The 16,720-nt window shown below is 45.1% G+C and carries 15 protein-coding genes; 9 read left to right on the top strand and 6 right to left on the bottom strand.

What is annotated here, in order from left to right; translation table 11 throughout:
• Positions 1-564: 564 nt before the first annotated feature.
• Positions 565-1,593 (top strand): UDP-N-acetylmuramate dehydrogenase, encoded by a 1,029-nt coding sequence (gene murB, locus ABI430_02010; GenBank protein MEO8637656.1) that lies wholly within the window; start codon positions 565-567, stop codon positions 1,591-1,593.
• 69 nt (positions 1,594-1,662) lie between these two features.
• On the opposite strand, the gene ABI430_02005 is transcribed toward murB, so the two are convergent.
• Together ABI430_02005 and ABI430_02000 are read right to left on the bottom strand one after the other, a co-directional pair.
• Complete coding sequence (locus ABI430_02005; protein MEO8637655.1) at positions 1,663-2,334, bottom strand: hypothetical protein; 672 nt, start codon at positions 2,332-2,334, stop codon at positions 1,663-1,665.
• A gap of 76 nt (positions 2,335-2,410) precedes the next feature.
• A complete protein-coding gene (locus tag ABI430_02000) occupies positions 2,411-3,544 on the bottom strand; it encodes a phospho-N-acetylmuramoyl-pentapeptide-transferase (GenBank protein MEO8637654.1) in 1,134 nt (377 codons plus the stop codon).
• Positions 3,545-3,918: 374 nt separating this feature from the next.
• Between ABI430_02000 and ABI430_01995 the strand changes: the two genes are divergently transcribed.
• Positions 3,919-4,341, top strand: coding sequence for a hypothetical protein (locus ABI430_01995; protein MEO8637653.1), 423 nt, complete (start codon positions 3,919-3,921; stop codon positions 4,339-4,341).
• Between the two features lie 216 nt (positions 4,342-4,557).
• Here ABI430_01995 and ABI430_01990 read toward each other — a convergent pair whose 3' ends face one another.
• Together ABI430_01990 and ABI430_01985 are read right to left on the bottom strand one after the other, a co-directional pair.
• Complete coding sequence (locus ABI430_01990; GenBank protein MEO8637652.1) at positions 4,558-5,337, bottom strand: hypothetical protein; 780 nt, start codon at positions 5,335-5,337, stop codon at positions 4,558-4,560.
• 130 nt (positions 5,338-5,467) lie between these two features.
• Positions 5,468-6,607 (bottom strand): ATP-grasp domain-containing protein, encoded by a 1,140-nt coding sequence (locus tag ABI430_01985; GenBank protein MEO8637651.1) that lies wholly within the window; start codon positions 6,605-6,607, stop codon positions 5,468-5,470.
• A gap of 22 nt (positions 6,608-6,629) precedes the next feature.
• On the opposite strand from ABI430_01985, the gene rsmI reads away from it, so the two are divergent.
• The 7 genes from rsmI (at position 6,630) to ABI430_01950 (ending at position 13,939) form a co-directional block, all read left to right on the top strand.
• Complete coding sequence (rsmI, locus tag ABI430_01980; GenBank protein ID MEO8637650.1) at positions 6,630-7,313, top strand: 16S rRNA (cytidine(1402)-2'-O)-methyltransferase; 684 nt, start codon at positions 6,630-6,632, stop codon at positions 7,311-7,313.
• Between the two features lie 212 nt (positions 7,314-7,525).
• Entirely contained in the window at positions 7,526-7,765 is a 240-nt protein-coding gene (locus ABI430_01975) for a hypothetical protein (protein MEO8637649.1), read from the top strand.
• A gap of 3 nt (positions 7,766-7,768) precedes the next feature.
• Positions 7,769-8,989 carry a putative glycoside hydrolase gene (locus tag ABI430_01970; GenBank protein MEO8637648.1) on the top strand — a complete coding sequence of 407 codons (1,221 nt, stop codon included), beginning with the start codon at positions 7,769-7,771 and terminating at the stop codon, positions 8,987-8,989.
• Positions 8,990-9,244: 255 nt separating this feature from the next.
• A complete protein-coding gene (locus ABI430_01965) occupies positions 9,245-9,472 on the top strand; it encodes a hypothetical protein (GenBank protein ID MEO8637647.1) in 228 nt (75 codons plus the stop codon).
• A 97-nt stretch (positions 9,473-9,569) separates the two neighbouring features.
• Positions 9,570-11,555, top strand: coding sequence for a DUF87 domain-containing protein (locus ABI430_01960; protein MEO8637646.1), 1,986 nt, complete (start codon positions 9,570-9,572; stop codon positions 11,553-11,555).
• Between the two features lie 115 nt (positions 11,556-11,670).
• Positions 11,671-12,852, top strand: a complete 1,182-nt coding sequence (locus ABI430_01955; GenBank protein MEO8637645.1) for a glycosyltransferase family 4 protein — start codon at positions 11,671-11,673, stop codon at positions 12,850-12,852.
• A 307-nt stretch (positions 12,853-13,159) separates the two neighbouring features.
• Positions 13,160-13,939: a hypothetical protein gene (locus ABI430_01950; GenBank protein ID MEO8637644.1), complete on the top strand. Its 780-nt coding sequence runs from the start codon at positions 13,160-13,162 to the stop codon at positions 13,937-13,939.
• 117 nt (positions 13,940-14,056) lie between these two features.
• On the opposite strand, the gene metK is transcribed toward ABI430_01950, so the two are convergent.
• The gene (gene metK / locus ABI430_01945) at positions 14,057-15,049 is read right to left on the bottom strand and encodes a methionine adenosyltransferase (GenBank protein ID MEO8637643.1); all 993 of its coding nucleotides are present in this window, start codon (positions 15,047-15,049) and stop codon (positions 14,057-14,059) included.
• A gap of 93 nt (positions 15,050-15,142) precedes the next feature.
• A complete protein-coding gene (locus ABI430_01940; GenBank protein MEO8637642.1) occupies positions 15,143-16,720 on the bottom strand; it encodes an ATP-binding protein in 1,578 nt (525 codons plus the stop codon).

Below are 16,720 nucleotides of genomic sequence, written 5' to 3'. Positions count from 1 at the left end.
AACCGTTATCAACTAACGAGAGGCGGAGAGTGCAAAGATGGGTGGCCTTATACAAAGACTTGACTTTTAAGACTGAATTTGCTATACTCTTAAATGTGAGTGCTAGCAATAGCTAGTTAACCAATCGAATGTCTGCGTTAACCCCCGCCTTGGCGGGGTTTGACGTATATGGAGAGATGTGTAACTTGTAACGTATAACGTGTAGCGTCTGAAGGAGGAAAAAATAAGAATTTTTCTTTTTCTTACGTTTTGCGTTACACGCTACACGCTACAGGCATCCTGTTAACACTCCACTACCAAAATGCTACAATTAGTAGCAACGGATGACGGGTCTTCCGTTGTGGGCTGATTGTGTCGATTGATGGTTAGCGGTTTGCACTCATATAAGACATTAGTTTTGGAGCTAGCACCCGCTAACCATCTATACACGCAATCTGGACTTTCGCTTTTGGCGCAAAAGTTACCTCTTACCCCGCTTGCCAGCGGTGTCCTCATTTTTGCAGCTACTCTAGGACTTGTAGGTAAAAATGGGAACTGCATCCAAACGCGAAAATCCTGAATTTCATGGTCATACAAGAAAAAATTTCTCTTTCGGCGCTCACCACTTTTCAACTCGGCGGCTCAGCCCGCTATTTTGTTATCGTAAAATCCATTCCCGAATTAAAAGAGGCAGTCACTTTTTCCAAAAAAGAGAGCCTGCCTTTTTTCGTTTTAGGAGAAGGGTCGAACACGCTCGTCCCTGACGAGGGCTTCGCGGGACTCGTCATAAAAAATGAAATTCGGGGAATAAAGATGAAAGAGAAGAAAGGCGAAGACGGAAAATTCCTGATTGAAGTCGGAGCGGGAGAAAACTGGGACAGTTTTGTCGCTCTCACCATTTTTCAAAAATTATACGGACTCGAAAATCTTTCTTACATCCCCGGTTCAGTGGGAGGCGCGCCGGTGCAGAATATTGGAGCGTATGGAGCGGAGGTGAAAGAGGTGATAACGGAGGTAGAGGTATTTGATACAAAAATGATGAAAACACGACTGCTCCCCGCAAAGGAATGCAAATTCGCGTATCGGGACAGTATTTTCAAAAGAGAAGCCGGGCGACATCTCATTATCACGAAAGTAATATTTGAGCTCGGAAAAAAAGGCAGAGTCAATATCGGATACAAGGATTTGAGAGCCCATTTCAAAGACCGCTACTCAAGTGCTGTTCTGCCAGGCGAAGTGCGGGATGCGGTTGTGGCAATCCGGAAGAAGAAACTGCCGGATTGGAAAGTAACGGCAACGGCGGGTTCTTTTTTTAAAAATCCTTTCGTATCGAAAGCACATTTTGAAAAATTAAAAAAAACGTACCCCGAAATGCCCGGATTTGCCGAAGAAGGGAAGATTAAAATTCCGCTGGCCTTTATATTGGACAAAGTTTGCAACCTCTCCAAGTTCAGAAACGGGAATGTCGCGCTTTACGAGAGCCAGCCTTTGGCGGTTGTGAACCTTGGGGGAGCAACATTTCTTGAAGTGAAGCAGTTTGCTTCGCTCATCGCGATAAAGATAAAAGAAAAAACAGGAATTGAAGCGGAGTGGGAAGTGAGAGTGATGGAGTGATGAGCTTTTAGCTATTAGCTATTAGCTGTTAGGGCAGAATAAATAAATCCCGAAGCTAAAAGCTAGTAGCTAATAGCTAACAGCTATCTTCAGAATTTCCTTCAACGGTTCCATATCTCTCCTCCATCTCTCACCATCAAACCACTCCATTCCCTCAAACTGAAGTTTGTAGCTGTCAGAAGGGCGCTGAAGCGACCCTAAATAAATATATTGCAGACCTTTTTCTTTCGCGTACATAATGGCCTTCACCATCATGCCGAGTCCTCGCGACGGATTCGTCTTTCCATCCTTGTAGAAGGGATAGCTGTAGTGAAGGATTTTAGCGGTCAAAAGTGAGATACAGTACCCGGACGCTTCGTTGTTTTTATTTGCATCGTGGTATACCAGCACAGTATTAAAATTACTCTTTTCCGAATTCGTGAGAAGCTCTTTCACTTTGTTCGCGCTGAAAATGTTCTTGCCAAATTTATCCGAGTAAAAATCTTTAGCGAGTTTGTGTATGGACCAGTGGTAATCTTTGTAAGGAATGGGGTGCGCTTCCAAAGTAAGACTCTCGTTTTTTCTTAAAATTCTTTTATTCTCGCTCGACGGCTCGAACTCCTTCAAATGTATCCGCAAACTTCTAGTCTGGGTGAACATGCCCCTGCCCACACGGGTAAACACATAGCCCTCATCGTAGAGCTTCTCGATGCTCGCATCGGTAAAATCAGGCAGTATTTTTTTGTTCCATTCTAGATACATAAGCTATTAGCTATTAGCTATCAGGTGTTAGCTTCTGAATTAAAGCTAAAAGCTAATAGCTAAAAGCTCTAAGCTGCTAATGCAAAGCAATCCAAACGCCCAAGAAAACAAACGCCAGGTGGATAATCCAAAAGCGCATCACGATTTTCTCCTCGCTCCAGCCCAAAAGTTCGAAGTGGTGGTGGATCGGCGCCATTTTGAAAATTCTCCTGCCTACGATGTATCTTCCGGCCACCTGTATTAAAACCGTGACTGCCTCGATGTAAAACATGAATCCGAGAAAAAATAAAACGGCAATCTGGTTCACGACAATTGCGTTAATGGCAAGAAGCGCGCCCAATCCAAGAGACCCAACGTCGCCCATCTGGAAGCGCGCGGGTTTGATATTGAAATAGGTGTAGGTGATTAAAGCCCCCAAAACCGTGCCGTTTAAAATGGCGATTTCGTCATACCCATAAATCCAACTTAAAAGCGCGAGGGCGGAAAAAGTGGGAATGAGCATTCCTCCCGCAAGTCCGTCCATTCCGTCGGCGATGTTGACCGCGTTTGCAGTGAACATGACGATGAAAATAATGAGCGGAATCAAAAGCCAGCCAATGTCGAGATAATTTCCCGTGAAAGGAATATAGATTTCTCTGAAGTGGCTTCCGAGTTTGTAATACACCCACCAAGCAGAAAGAGATCCCGCCGCAAACTGGAGAAAAAGTTTTTCGTGGACATGAATGCCTTTGCCGGGATGTTTGGAAAGCCATGCAGAAGCGCGTTTGAAAATCGACCAAGGGAGGGTAATCGCGTACCAGATTCTCATCCCGATGTCGCGATGAATTCGAATGAGCGTGAAGACTTGTTTCAACTTTCTCGACCGCCTTTCCTTGCCGAAAATGTTCAACAAATCGTCCACGCCTCCTAAGAGTGCGGAGAGGAGCATAACACCCACAGGCACCCACGTGAAGCTTCTCGACCAGTTTGCGAGCATGGTAATTACCGCAACGGTTGCAATAATCAAAATTCCACCCATCACGGGAACATTTGCTTTCGATTTTCTTGATTCCAGACCCAGGGTCGGGTCAAATGTGTCTCTTCTTGTAATTTTATATTTATACAGAATAAACGTGAGAGCGGGGCTCCAGGCGAATGCCAAAATGCACGAAAGTATCGAAAATCCGATGATTTTGGCTAAAATATCAAGGGTGAGAACTGCGGTGGGCATAAAAGAGAGTATAAAGTTAGGACGTCCTATTTTGGCGAATTTCTTCGTCGCCAGCTCCGTATGCTCCCGCGCAGTAGCATCAAACTACAGCTTGGTCGCATTACTCGCTAGCTCCTCGAACTTCATCCAAAATCGTACGTCCTAAGAGTATAGGGCAAAAAGTATAAAGTATAAAGGGGAGAGTGAGGAATTAGGAAGAGGAGCGAATTTGATGGAGGAATGTAGAGAGAAAAGTTGACCGTTTAAAATTATATGATACAGTGCGTAAGGATAGTTTTTCAAAATTATGTCAAATTAACTGTATCTTTCAGAGTATTTTTGTACATTGAAAGATGCAGTTAATAACAACTGCTAAGAACAAACTGGAGCAAACTATGAGCGATTTATTAGATGAATTGCGTGCAACCGCAAGATGTGCCGTTGCAGAGAAGAAAATGGATGCGAAAGACATTGAACAGCACCGCCGTCAAGACCTAATTCAAGCCGATATGTGGAAAGCTGACGAATTGATCAGGCATCTACCTGTTCTGCTCGGTCGGGCAGCAGAACGGGGAGAGCAAATCCTGGAAGTGATGAAATTGGAAGCAGCCTTACACCGTCAAAATGATGTGGAAGTTGCCATGCGGGAATATTCGTTGCACGGTCTCACTGCAGAAAATCTTTTCGAGGGTGCCTGGAGAGTTGTCGAGTGGCTCCATTCACAAAAAATTCCGGTGGTTGTTCGCAAACAAGATTATCAGGACGAGGGTCAGGGAGGCCGCTATTGGAGCGAAATTATCCTTGTCGCGTTTTGGTAATCAGGTCTCCCCAGAACCCAAGATACAGAATCTTCGGGTTCTTTTTATTTTCGGAGCAGATAAATTTTAGCCCAGCACCAGAGGTCATACGGCCTCGCGCTTCGCTCGTGAAGAAGGATGTGCCTATTCGCCACCCGCGCTCGGCCTGGGGTTGATGCGGGGTTAATATCCGCAAACCGCAAAATTTTGGAAAGCGCAAAATTCTGCGGGCGGATATTAAAACCAATTCAACCTCCTCAAGCTCACATACATTGCTTCGCGGGCTTTTTCATGAGTGAAATTTTCTTTGCCGGTTTTTCCCTGTTCGGTCCAGAGCTGGTCCGCAAGCGGATTTACTGGATCGGTTATCGTGATGGCGCCTTTCCGGACGCCGTGCGCGTAGCGTCCGTCGGTTGGCCAAGCGAAAGAATGGACATAATGAATTGCTTTCAAAATTTCCTCTTCGTAGTCTGTTTGATAGATGACTAAAATGTGATTGTATGTTTTTTCCTTTCCCGTGCAAAGCAATACGATATAGTCGCCCGGCTGGGCTCTTGCAAATTCAATTTCTCGGCTGTTGTTTTCATGGGCAAACGAGCGCACCCCTGTGTTTTCGATGGGACGCATCCGGCTTAGAAGTCTCCTTACAATATTTTTTGCGTACGGGAATTTGAGATGTGATTTTAGAGGTCCGAAGCTCTCGGAGATGCTCTCTGCGTTTAATATCTGGTACGCGAGTCCGGAGCAGTCTATTCCGATTTTATGTTCAACGAGCATTTTTGTGAGCCCTTCGTCGCTCATGTGGGATAGATCGATTTTCTCTTTCATCGAGATGAGCTTGATTTCCTCGGCGATTTCGTGCGCGGTTCCTTTTCCAACGAGCACCCGAAGACCGGCTCGGACGCTCCCGCGTTTGTTGTTGTAGTACGGGCAGGAAACATTTTTATTTGGGAACGGCAAATGCAGGTAATCTTCCATTACCGAGAGAGCTCTTGGGGTTAAGGTGCGGGAAGTCATTGGAAAATAAATATATTAATATGCTAATGAAACCGATATACAAATGTCTACGAATAATCAATAAGGAATTTTTAATTATTAGTATCTATTAGTATATTTCTTCATTGGTATAGTGGTATGTGACAAAAAATTAAGAACTGGAAATAATCTCAGCAATCTCTTTTCCTTGTCTGTTAAATATACCATGAGTCGCCATAATTCCTTGTGTGCTCTGAATGCGTATGAGCTCGCTACCAAATTTTGTATTGCTGTATTTAATCACATGGTATCCTGATTTTTCTAGTTTTTCGATGTTCAACGTCGCGGGCTTTGATGTAACTCTTTGAATAATTTGCGCGCCGTCATTTATTTCTATAATCGGCAGAGACTGTTCGGTGCCCCCCAAAGCTTCTAAGTGCGCTTCGAAAGTCGTTACTCCGGAAGCTCCCTTCTCGCGCATGGCGGACTGAAGCTCCGATTCATAGGTCACTCCTGCGGCCTGGCGGGCGTTCACTTCTAGTAGATATAGTTTTTTGCTTTTTTCGTCGCAAATGACGTCAATGCCAAAAAGTCCTTTCCAACCGTCGCTTTGCAATTTTAGGCCGATGAGGTTGCCGATTTTTTTTATTTCTTCCATTTTCTCGGGGGAGAGAAGCGAGCGAGGAAGATTCCAGTCATTGCCGATTGTGCTTAAGGGGTTTTCGGTAAATGGAGGGATTCCGGTGATCTGGTAACTAATGTTTCCGAACAGAATGTTGTTTTTTGCAACAACAATATTAGAGGTAAACACCGGCCCCAAAATGTAGTCGGAAATTCGAGCATCCCGAAGTGGAAACTTCTCCTTGAGTGCTTCGAGTTGCGCTTTGTTTTCAATAAGAAACGTGCCTTCACCCGTGTGGCCGTGCGCCCACTGCACAATCACCGGTTTCTTTTTCCAAAGAATATCTTTTGCAGGAGCGATTTCGAAGGGGGGAAGCAAGCGCGCCAAATCTTGGAGCCACTCTCCCTGTGTAATTTTATTTTCGACCCTTTCGGCGAGCGCGGCCTCCGGGTTCAATAATTTCCATTTATTTTTCTTGGCCAGTTTTTCAATCTCCAAGCTATTTTTAAAGACAACAATGTGCGCGCGCTTTTCATTTATTTCTTTTTCTACATCGGGGTCTAGTAGAAGATTGTAGGTGTTCACCGACCCATTTTTTGAGATGATGGAGTAGTCTTTGCCTTCGGGTTTTCCCTCGCCCCGCTCTCGGTCGCGAGTAACGTAAATAATTGTTTTTTTCCGATTTTCCATGATATTCTCTCAATATACCACAATGTCAACATTTTACGTTATAGGGACTCCAATCGGCAATCTCGAAGACATCACTCTTCGGGCTCTTCGCATTTTGAAAGAAGTCGACCTTATTTTATGCGAAGACACTCGGGTGACAGCAAAACTTTTGAAGCACTATGGGGTGAGCACTCCCAAAGAAAGCTACCACGAGCACAGTAAGAGTGCCAAAATTGAACGCATCATTGAGCTTGTTCGAGAAGGGAAAAATATCGCTCTCGTTTCTGACGCGGGGACTCCCGGAATTTCCGACCCCGGCTCTTTTTTGGTGGCAAAAATCCGCGAAGCCTGCAAAGACGAAGTGACGATTGTTTCCGTTCCTGGTCCATCCGCTCTCACCGCCTTTCTTTCTATTTCGGGCGCACCAACCAACGATTTCACATTCTTGGGTTTTCTGCCCCACAAGAAGGGGAGGGAAACGCTGTTTAAGGAGATGGATGAATCTTCACGCGCGACGGTATTTTACGAATCGCCACACAGAATCCTTAAAACCCTCGAATCATTAGTAAAAATGGTCAACAAAAAAAGAGTGGTAGTCGGACGCGAGCTTACCAAAATGTACGAAGAGATAGTTTCAGGGACGCCTTCCGACGTCTTGCAATATTTCAAAAGCCAAAAAGAAAAAGTGCGAGGCGAATTCGTGGTTCTTGTTTTTCCGTCTAGTTAAATCGGTTTTTTTTGTTAGATTGTAAGAAATGCGCATACGTTATTTTCTAGCTATAGCTAGAAAATAACGTATATCTAGGAAGTATGAAAGTCCTGTGTCAGAATAGGGAACGTGGATATACAAGGGTGTTACTTGGTGTTTCTTGGTGTTACTTTTTTCTTCTTGAAATGTAGTGTATTATATGAGGTATCATTTAAACATTTCAATAAATTATGCCAAAAATTCGAACACTATTCATTCTTGGGATTCTGCTCATTCTTCTCCATGTTTTTCCCGGATTCCCAACATCCTGGAAATCCGCTTTTTCCATTATTATCGGCATTCTCATTTTACTTCTCACTTTTTTTCACTACAGGGAAATGAGGAGAAAATACGGGATGAAGAAAGAGTTGAGCTCGTCTCTCGGAGCTCCGGCATATGTCCAAAATGACTCGACTAATCTACCCCGTTAAACAATGAGGAAAACCATTATCGCTCACTCTCTACTCGGTTTCCTTTTCATCTTGTTTGCATCTGTGTATTTATTTTTTCCTTCTTTCTTCTCAAAAAAACACGAGATGGCACTCTCGGCTCAAAAGGTTGACGATTCTCTCCAAAATGAAATTCCCCTTCTGCCCGCGCCTCCCCTAATCACCCACATAAAAACTCCAGCGATTGTAAAAGCTGTCTACATGACAAGCTGGGCGGCAGGCACCGCTTCCTTTCAAAAAAGAATCTTTGATATTTTGGATACAACCGAAGTTAACTCTGTTGTCATAGATATAAAAGACTATTCGGGAAAACTGGCTTTTAAAACGCCGAATAACACATACTTAACGGAGTTCGGCTCGGAAGAAAATCGCATTCCCGATATTGTAGGTTTATTGCAAACGCTTCACGAAAAAAATATCTACGTCATCGGCAGAATCGCTGTATTTCAAGACCCTTACTTTGTGCAAAAATTTCCCGATCTTGCAGTAAAAAGAAAAAGCGACGGAGGCGTCTGGAAAGATAAGAAGGGAATATCATGGATTGACGTGGGTGCTAAGGAAGTGTGGGATTATGTGATTGCGATTTCAAAAGAGGCGCACTCACTGGGATTTGATGAGCTCAACTTCGATTACATTCGGTTCCCTTCGGACGGAAATATGTCCGATATCTATTATCCGAAATCACATGGACGCGAGAAGCCCGTCGTCATGAGAGAATTCTTTTCATATCTCTACGATAACCTCAAGCTCAATTTAGGCAGTCAAGGAGTGGGATCTGTAAAAAATGAAGACGAAAAAAAGGATGAGATTATGATTTCCGCAGATTTTTTCGGCCTCACCACGACGAGCAAGGATGACCTCAATATTGGCCAAGTTTTTGAAGATGCGCTTCCCTTTTTCGACTTCGTCTCACCTATGGTTTACCCTTCGCATTACCCTCCGACTTACAATGGATATAAAAATCCTGCCGACCATCCGTACGAGATTGTGAAATTTGCAATGGATTCTGCCGTTTTACGCGCTACCAATGCGTCAACTACGCCTCAAAAAATACGCCCTTGGCTCCAAGATTTTGATTTAGGGGCGGACTATACCAAAGATATGGTGCGCGCTCAAATGAAAGCGACGTATGACGCGGGACTCACTTCCTGGATGCTTTGGGATCCAAGAAATATTTACACCAAGGAAGCACTTCTAAAAGAGTAGAGGATGCTGGAATCTGGACTATTGAATATCGGATGAGAATTTTGAATTCGGTAATCTTCCCGTCATTCCAGAATCCATAATCCGGAATCCCTATTCCATCCCCGGTTATGAACAGGTTGATTTGAAGTATTGTTCGAGAAGAGTTAAAATTCTTAACTGGAAGCATAGTACATTTCCGATTTCGGATGAGAAAGGAAAGTGTTTCCAAGATATAAAAAAACCAAAAAAAACAGACTCACAGACTCACGTTTGACTATGGCAAAATTGACTCCCGCAGTACTCGCAGTTTCATTCAAAAACTCTCCAAACTCTCCGGTTACTCAATCAGGTATTCCGGCGCCGACTCCTCCACCCTTCAAGAGAATTGACGTTGGACCATACCAATACCGAGTATGGCAGACACAAAAAGACTGGGAGGCATATTGTGATGCTCTCCCTCCCTTTTCCCCAATGGGGACATCGTCATCGGGGCATCGCTTTTGATACCCTCGATAGCGAAATTTAGACAGTTCCTCACAGTACACAGGTCGCGACAATCTTTCGCCGCGGCTTTTTTCCTTTTTTTTGCTATAATAGACGCATGAGAGACAACGATGAAAACAAAGTCACCTATTTTGCGCAGACGGATTCGCGGAATAAGAAAGTGCCTTTTGGCATAAAGCAGAAAGACCGGTCGCGCCACATGTACATCATTGGAAAAACGGGCATGGGTAAATCCACCCTGCTTGAAAATATGGCCGTTCAGGATATCAAAAACGGCGAAGGTCTGGCTTTCATCGACCCGCACGGCAAGACGGCTGACCTCCTGCTCGACTATGTTCCGAAGGAGAGAATGAAAGACGTTTTGTATTTTGCTCCATTCGACATGGATTTTCCGGTATCTTTCAACGTTATGGAAGATGTGGGAGTAGAGAGAAGGCACTTGGTGGCGAACGGGCTCATGAGCGCCTTCAAAAAAATCTGGGTTGACGCGTGGTCAGCGCGAATGGAATACATTTTGAATAATATTCTTCTCGCTCTTCTCGAGTTTCCCGAAGCGACGCTTATCGGAGTCAACAGAATGCTTGCCGACAAAGACTACCGAAAAAAAGTGGTGGACAATATCAGCGACCCGTCAGTCAAGGCTTTTTGGACGGAGGAGTTTGCAAAATACGGCGAGAGATACATGCAGGAGGCTGGGGCGGCTATTCAGAACAAAATTGGCCAGTTCATCTCGAACCCGGTTGTTCGAAATATTATCGGCCAGCCAAAAAGCACTTTCGACCTCCGATACATCATGGATTCCAAGAAGATTGTTATCATCAACTTATCCAAAGGGCGAGTCGGGGAAGCGAACGCAAATCTTTTGGGAAGCATGCTCATCACAAAAATTTATCTTGCCGCCATGAGCCGGGCGGACACCCAGGAAAGAGAGCTCCAAAAACTTCCGAACTTTTATCTGTATGTTGACGAGTTTCAGTCTTTTGCCAACGAGTCGTTTGCCGACATTCTCTCCGAGGCGAGAAAGTATAAGCTGAACCTCATTATGGCTCATCAATATATTGAGCAGATGACGGATGAAGTTCGCGCGGCGGTTTTCGGCAACGTGGGCTCGATGATTGTGTTTCGCGTGGGAGCATACGACGCGGACGTTTTGGAAAAAGAATTTGCTCCGCAATTTACGGTGGAGGACTTGGTAAACCTCGGGTTCGTGCAGATCTACCTCAAACTCATGATTGACGGAGTGACGTCTCCGCCTTTTTCTGCTACCACGCTTCCCCCCATTGCTCTTCCGGAGCATTCCCTTAAGGATGAAATTATCGGATATTCGAGGGAGTCTTTTGCCCAACCGCGAGCGAAAGTGGAAGAAGATATCAAGCGTTGGCATTTGCCACTTGGCATGTCCCCGCGTCCTCAAGAACTTCCCCGCGATTCTCGCGATTCCCGCGATGCTCGGGAAATTCGTGAGCCAAGGGAAGCTGTAAGAGAGCCGGGAAGGGAGGCGAGGCGGGATGGACAAGGAGAGCAAGCGAGAGAATCCGGAAGAGTTGATAACAGAGTTCAAAACAGAGAGAGAAGCGCGCCTCCTCCGCAGAAAAATCTTGAACCAGAGAGAGGAAGGTCTTCGCCTCAAGAGAGGCCACGGAGAGAAGAAAGGAATGAAAGAGAGCCAATTCGCCCAAGACAAAATGACGGACGCGATGTCTCCTCGGTGCTCGCAAGAGAGCTTGACCTTCGAAAAGCAGTATCTTTGAACCAACTTAAGCCACCAGAGGTAAAGAAAGAGAAAAAAGAGCAGACGGAGAAGAACGTCTCGGCTCTTCGCGAGGCCCTCTCTTCTATCATGAAGGGAAGCGGAAGGGAAGGAGAACTTCCTCCGCGCAAAGAAGCAAATATTGGCACAAGCGATGTCAAATCAGCTCCACCTCCACCTCCCCCTCCTCAATCGGAGCCGGTAAGACATGAACGCGCAAAAACGGCGGAAGCTTATGGCAAATCCAAAGAAAAAAAATTAGATATGAAAAAACCCGCGGAGCTTCCGGAAGACGTGTTGCGTAAAATTTTGCATGTCGATGAAAAAATGTAATTGCAATGTATAACATATGACCAATAACTGAATGACTGAATAACCAGAAAAAATCTCGGTACTTGGTATAGGTTATTCTGCAATGTGTCATTAGTAATAAGTGGTATCTGTTATAATGAAAAAACGCATTCTCATTTTTTCTCTCGTGTATTATCCTCGATATATTGGAGGCGCGGAGGTTGCTATGAAGGAGATCACCGACAGAGTGCCCTCGGAGGAGTTTGAGTTCGATATGATAACGATGCGCAAACATGCGAGAGCATTTGAGCGCGTCGGCAATATTAACGTGTATCGGGTCGGCGGACGATGGTTTGGCACCGGCACGCAGAGTTCGAAGATATTTCCTCTCTCAAAATACCTCTATATTTTTTTGGCTTTTGGGAAGGCCCTCAAGCTTCACAGTCGAAATCACTATGATCTCGTCTGGTCGCTCATGGCCAACTACGCGGGCTTTAGCGCTCTGTTTTTTAAGATGACTCATCCCAAAGTTCCGTTTCTTCTGACTCTTCAAGAAGGGGATCCGATCGAGCACATCAGAAAAAGAGTCGGAATATGGAATCCGCTTTTCAAAAAAATATTTGCGCGAGCGGACCACATACAGGCAATCTCGACATTTCTTAAAGAATGGGCGTGGCAGGAAGGGGCGAAGTGCGACGTGGATGTGGTGCCGAATGGAGTAGATCTCCAAAAATTCGAAATTCGAAATTCGAAATTCGAAAAAAACGAAGAGATAAGAAAAAAACTGGGAATAAAAAAGAGCGATGTCGTGCTTATTACTGCGTCGAGGCTTGTCGAAAAAAACGGAGTCGGAGATATTATTGAGTCAATGAGATATTTAGGAGAGGACGTAAAACTATTAATCGCAGGAGCGGGACCGCTGGAGAAAAATCTTACGTTACACGTTACACGTTACACGTTACAGAACAGAGTTTTCTTTCTCGGCTTTGTTCCTCATAGTGATTTGCCGGATTTTCTTCACGCTGGAGATATTTTTGTGCGCCCGTCGCTCTCCGAAGGCATGGGCAACTCTTTCATCGAAGCGATGGCGGCTGGGCTTCCGGTCATCGCAACTCCTGTCGGAGGGATACCGGATTTTTTGAGCGCCGGCGAGACCGGATTATTTTGCAACGTGAACGACCCCAAAAGCATTGCGGAGAAAGTCACCTACCTTATCGAGCATCCGGGGGCGCGCGACCTGATGGCTAAAAACGCCAGAAAAATGGTTGAAGAAAAATACGACTGGAACTTTATTGCCGAAAAAGTGAAAAAGATTTTCGAAACGATGACAGCCACGTAATTTGGAAGTACACAAGACATACATATAAAATATCCGGCCGGTTAAATTGCATGTACAAGGACTTCTTCTTTGTATTTGACATTCGTGTAGCTTAAATCACCGGAGTGATTCCAAGCTATTGAACCATTATGGACTGTTGACAGCATACCATGATGCATGGTATAATGGACTAAGAATGCAAATTGATAAGGGCGGGTCGCTCCAGCATAGAAATGCCTGAAACCTAGGCGGTTCTCTGTTGGAGCGAAGCTAAAAATAAACAAGCCGAGCCGACCAGCAAAAACAAAATACCAAAAGGAAAAATCACATGAGTGATAAAACCTCAGTAGTAGAAGCAGTTCGGCCACCTCTCTCGGAACTCGAACTCAAATTAACCCAGAGGATCCAGCGAAGTTTTCCCCGTGGGGAGATTCCGAGCGACGTGATTCACTATTGGAACAGTTGTTCGAAAGAGGAACTGACCGCGCGTGCACTTATAGCATTTGGCCAAAAATCCGAAGTGCCTTTGCAAAGATACGAGGTGGTGCCTGACTTCCTGCCGGTCTGGAGGAAATTCCATGTTGGAGGCAAGGATAAAACGCAACTTCGTGACGCACTCGAACAGGCGGGTCGCGAAGTCGGCGAATATGCGAGTAGACTTTTGGATCAGGAAGAATATAAAACGTCGCCACGAGCTAAAGACGTTCTCTTCGCGAAGGTTAACCTCGGGTTCCTCGGATTCCAGAAAAAGCCAACCACCAAGGAGTGGCTCTATCCGGAATTTTTTGTCGAGTGGAGCAGAAAACATCTCATGGACAACTGGGTAATGGAACTGTGCGAACCCGAGGATGGCCCGAGCATCGCGTACCAGTTCACCAATCAGCCCAATGGAGAAATCCTGTGTGTGGCCCATGAGCCTTTATTGGTCGAAGGCCACGCCCGCGTGTTCCGCGTCGGTGGTCTCGATAGCGGCCACTCGTGGCTCAACCTCGTCTTTGCCAAACCTGGCAACGAGTGGCATCTCGACAGCGAGCTACTGCTTCGTCTTCGCAAAGTTCAGGCATCTCTCGGTGAGTCGCCTGGCACTCTCGCTCCCTCCGTCACTTAGTCCTTCCGCAATAAAAGGACTTCATAAACTCGCTTGCACTACGATGCCTGCGAGTTTTTTTTATTATTCCATAATCCATAATCTATATTCCTGAATCTTGAATCTAGATTCTTGAATCTACTTGTCCCAAGAAAATCCATTCCCAAAATGCCCGTGTTTAGCGGTCTCTCGAAATTGAGGTTTTGTTAAATCAAGAAACTTGATGATTGCTCTGGGGCGGAGATCATATCCTTTTATTTTTTCTTGGACTCCGTCTAGAGTGACCACGGCCATGAGCGGTTCTGCAACTCCAATCGCGTATGCTATGTGCACATACACTTCATTTGCTCCCTTCTTTTTTAGGTAATCCACTGCGATTTTTCGCGCCATGTATGCCGCGCTTCGGTCAACTTTTGTCGCGTCTTTGCCGGAGAAAGCTCCGCCTCCGAGTGGAATGTGAGGACCATAGTTGTCAACCGCAAGTTTTCTACCCGTCAGCCCCGTGTCAGCGTGGAAGCCACCGATAGTCCATGAGCCATTCGGATTTTTGAGCCAGATGTCTTTTATATTTTTGATATCCGAAGGCAAAAATTTTACAAATTCTTTTTTAATCACCTCGTCAAGTTTAACGTCGCTCATGTCTCCGCTCGAGCAAAGGGATGTGACAATTTTCACCACCTTGCCGTTTTCGGTAGTCACCTGGCTCTTGCCGTCGTGTCGTCCCATGGCTTTCGTGAGCCTACGAGCAAGCATCACTTCCAGAGGGAGCATTTCGTGGGTCTCATTTGTTGCGTAGCCCACCATGATGCCCTGGTCTCCCGCTCCTTCATTGTCCACTCCTTTTTTTATCTCCGGACTCTGTTCTACCACGTTTACGGTCACCCCGATTTCCTCTTCGTATCCGCAATCGCGATAAATTTCCTTAGCGACCTTCCTGATATTGACCCAAGTTGAAGTGGTTAATTCTCCAGTGACGGTAATGATGCCGTGACCGCCCAATACCTCGATTGCCGCTCTCGTTCTCGGGTCGTCTTTGAGGCAGGCGTCTAAAACCGCATCCGATATTTGATCGCAAATTTTGTCGGGGTGAGAGGGGGTAACCGATTCTGCTGTGCGAAGTTTAGAAATCATATTTTTATTTTCATTATTTCTACCGATCTTTTAAAAACTCTTTAGTGTCGAAAATTATATTCCATTACATTACTAAACGCAATCTTTTAAAAATTATTTTATAGGTAACCGAAGAAAAAATGTCGATCCGAGGCCCACTCCTTCTGATTTCGCGAAGACCTTACCCCTATGTCTATTCACGATATTTTTTGTAACAAAGAGGCCTATGCCCATTCCCTCCGTATCTGTATGTTTTGCTTCATTACTTCTAAAAAATTTCGAAAATATTAGGTCTAAATTTTCTTTTGATATGCCAATGCCCTGGTCCGTGACCGAAAGAAGAAGAGCGTTTTTATCCTGTCTCAAAGAGACGGTTACTTTTTCCCCGGATGCCGAATAGGTGAGCGCATTGTCGATGATGGTGCGTATGGCGAATTGCAAATGTTCCTTTTCTCCAGAAATATAAGGTAGGCCGTCGGGGATGTCCGCAGTTATTTGGATATTTTTCTCTCGCACTTTGATCGCTAAGTTGGCAATGGTTTCTTTCACCAATTTTCCCAATTCAACATTCTCAAAAGAGTATTGATATGAGTTGTCATCATTATCGTTGAGTGAGACGAGCGCGGTCGTAAGTTCCACCAAGCGGGAATTCGCGTTTTGAATAATTGAGAGAGCTTCCTCGCGTTCCTTTTCGTTTGTTGTGCTATTCAACATTTCTGACGACCATTTAATTTGTGTGAGCGGAGTGCGGAATTTATGGGTCACGACGTTAATGAATTCGTATTTGAGGATGTCTACTTCGCGGATTTTTTTCCATACTCCTACCCCTGTGGCTACTGCCACCGCTCCAGAAAAGATCGGGACGAGCCAATGCGGGAATAACGGGAGTCGCTCAATCAAAAGATCGTTCAAAGCATTTACAAGCGTAATCAAAAGAGCCACTGCCGTGACTCCGAGCGAGTACCAGAGAGCTCGTTTCGCGATAACGTTGATATCAATTAGATTATTCTCAATAATCGAGTATGCAAGAGGGATCATATAGAGAGCCATGAAGGACGAAGCAAAAGGATCAATCGGAATGTTGTAAAGAAGGAATTCTGGCACAAGGCCTATGGTATAGCTGTACACGACCGCTATAAGAAAATAACGGAGGCGATTTTTGAGCGCGTAGTCGGCATGGCGATAACTCGAAAACAATTGGTACATGCCGTAGGCGAGTGCTGTGAAAAAGAAAATATCTCCCACAAAATAATATTTTCCAGGAACAAAGAAATTAGGAAGATACAATTTCGGCTCTGAAAGTCCGAGGAACAGATAAGGAAAAAAGGAGAAAAAGAGAGTGAGAGCGGACGCCACTGCGTAGAAGGCGAGGAGAACCTTTTTTTGTTTTTGGAGTTTATCGGTAATGTTGAGAACCAGGTGGGACATTGCGACAGGAATAAAAAGCGTGGCAAGATTTCCCATGAAAGCGAGGTGTGAGAGAGCAGAATCATGAAGATTGATTCCGATAACGTAAGAAATTTCCCAAATTCCGTGCGCGACGCTTAGGAAAAAGAAAATGCGGTTCGGCGTTTTTTTCGGTCCGCGAAGGAGCACGAAAAAACCGAGCCCCATAGTGAGAATGAAGGCAAGGACGAAACCAACGTTTGTGATTATGAGCTTCGGATCCATCGTCATTCTGAATAATACCAT

This window comes from Candidatus Taylorbacteria bacterium, assembly GCA_039934295.1.
GTDB lineage: Bacteria > Patescibacteriota > Minisyncoccia > Phycocordibacterales > HO2-43-120 > HO2-43-120.
Note: the sequence above shows the minus strand (reverse complement) of the source record. Positions and strands in the feature narration are given on the sequence as shown.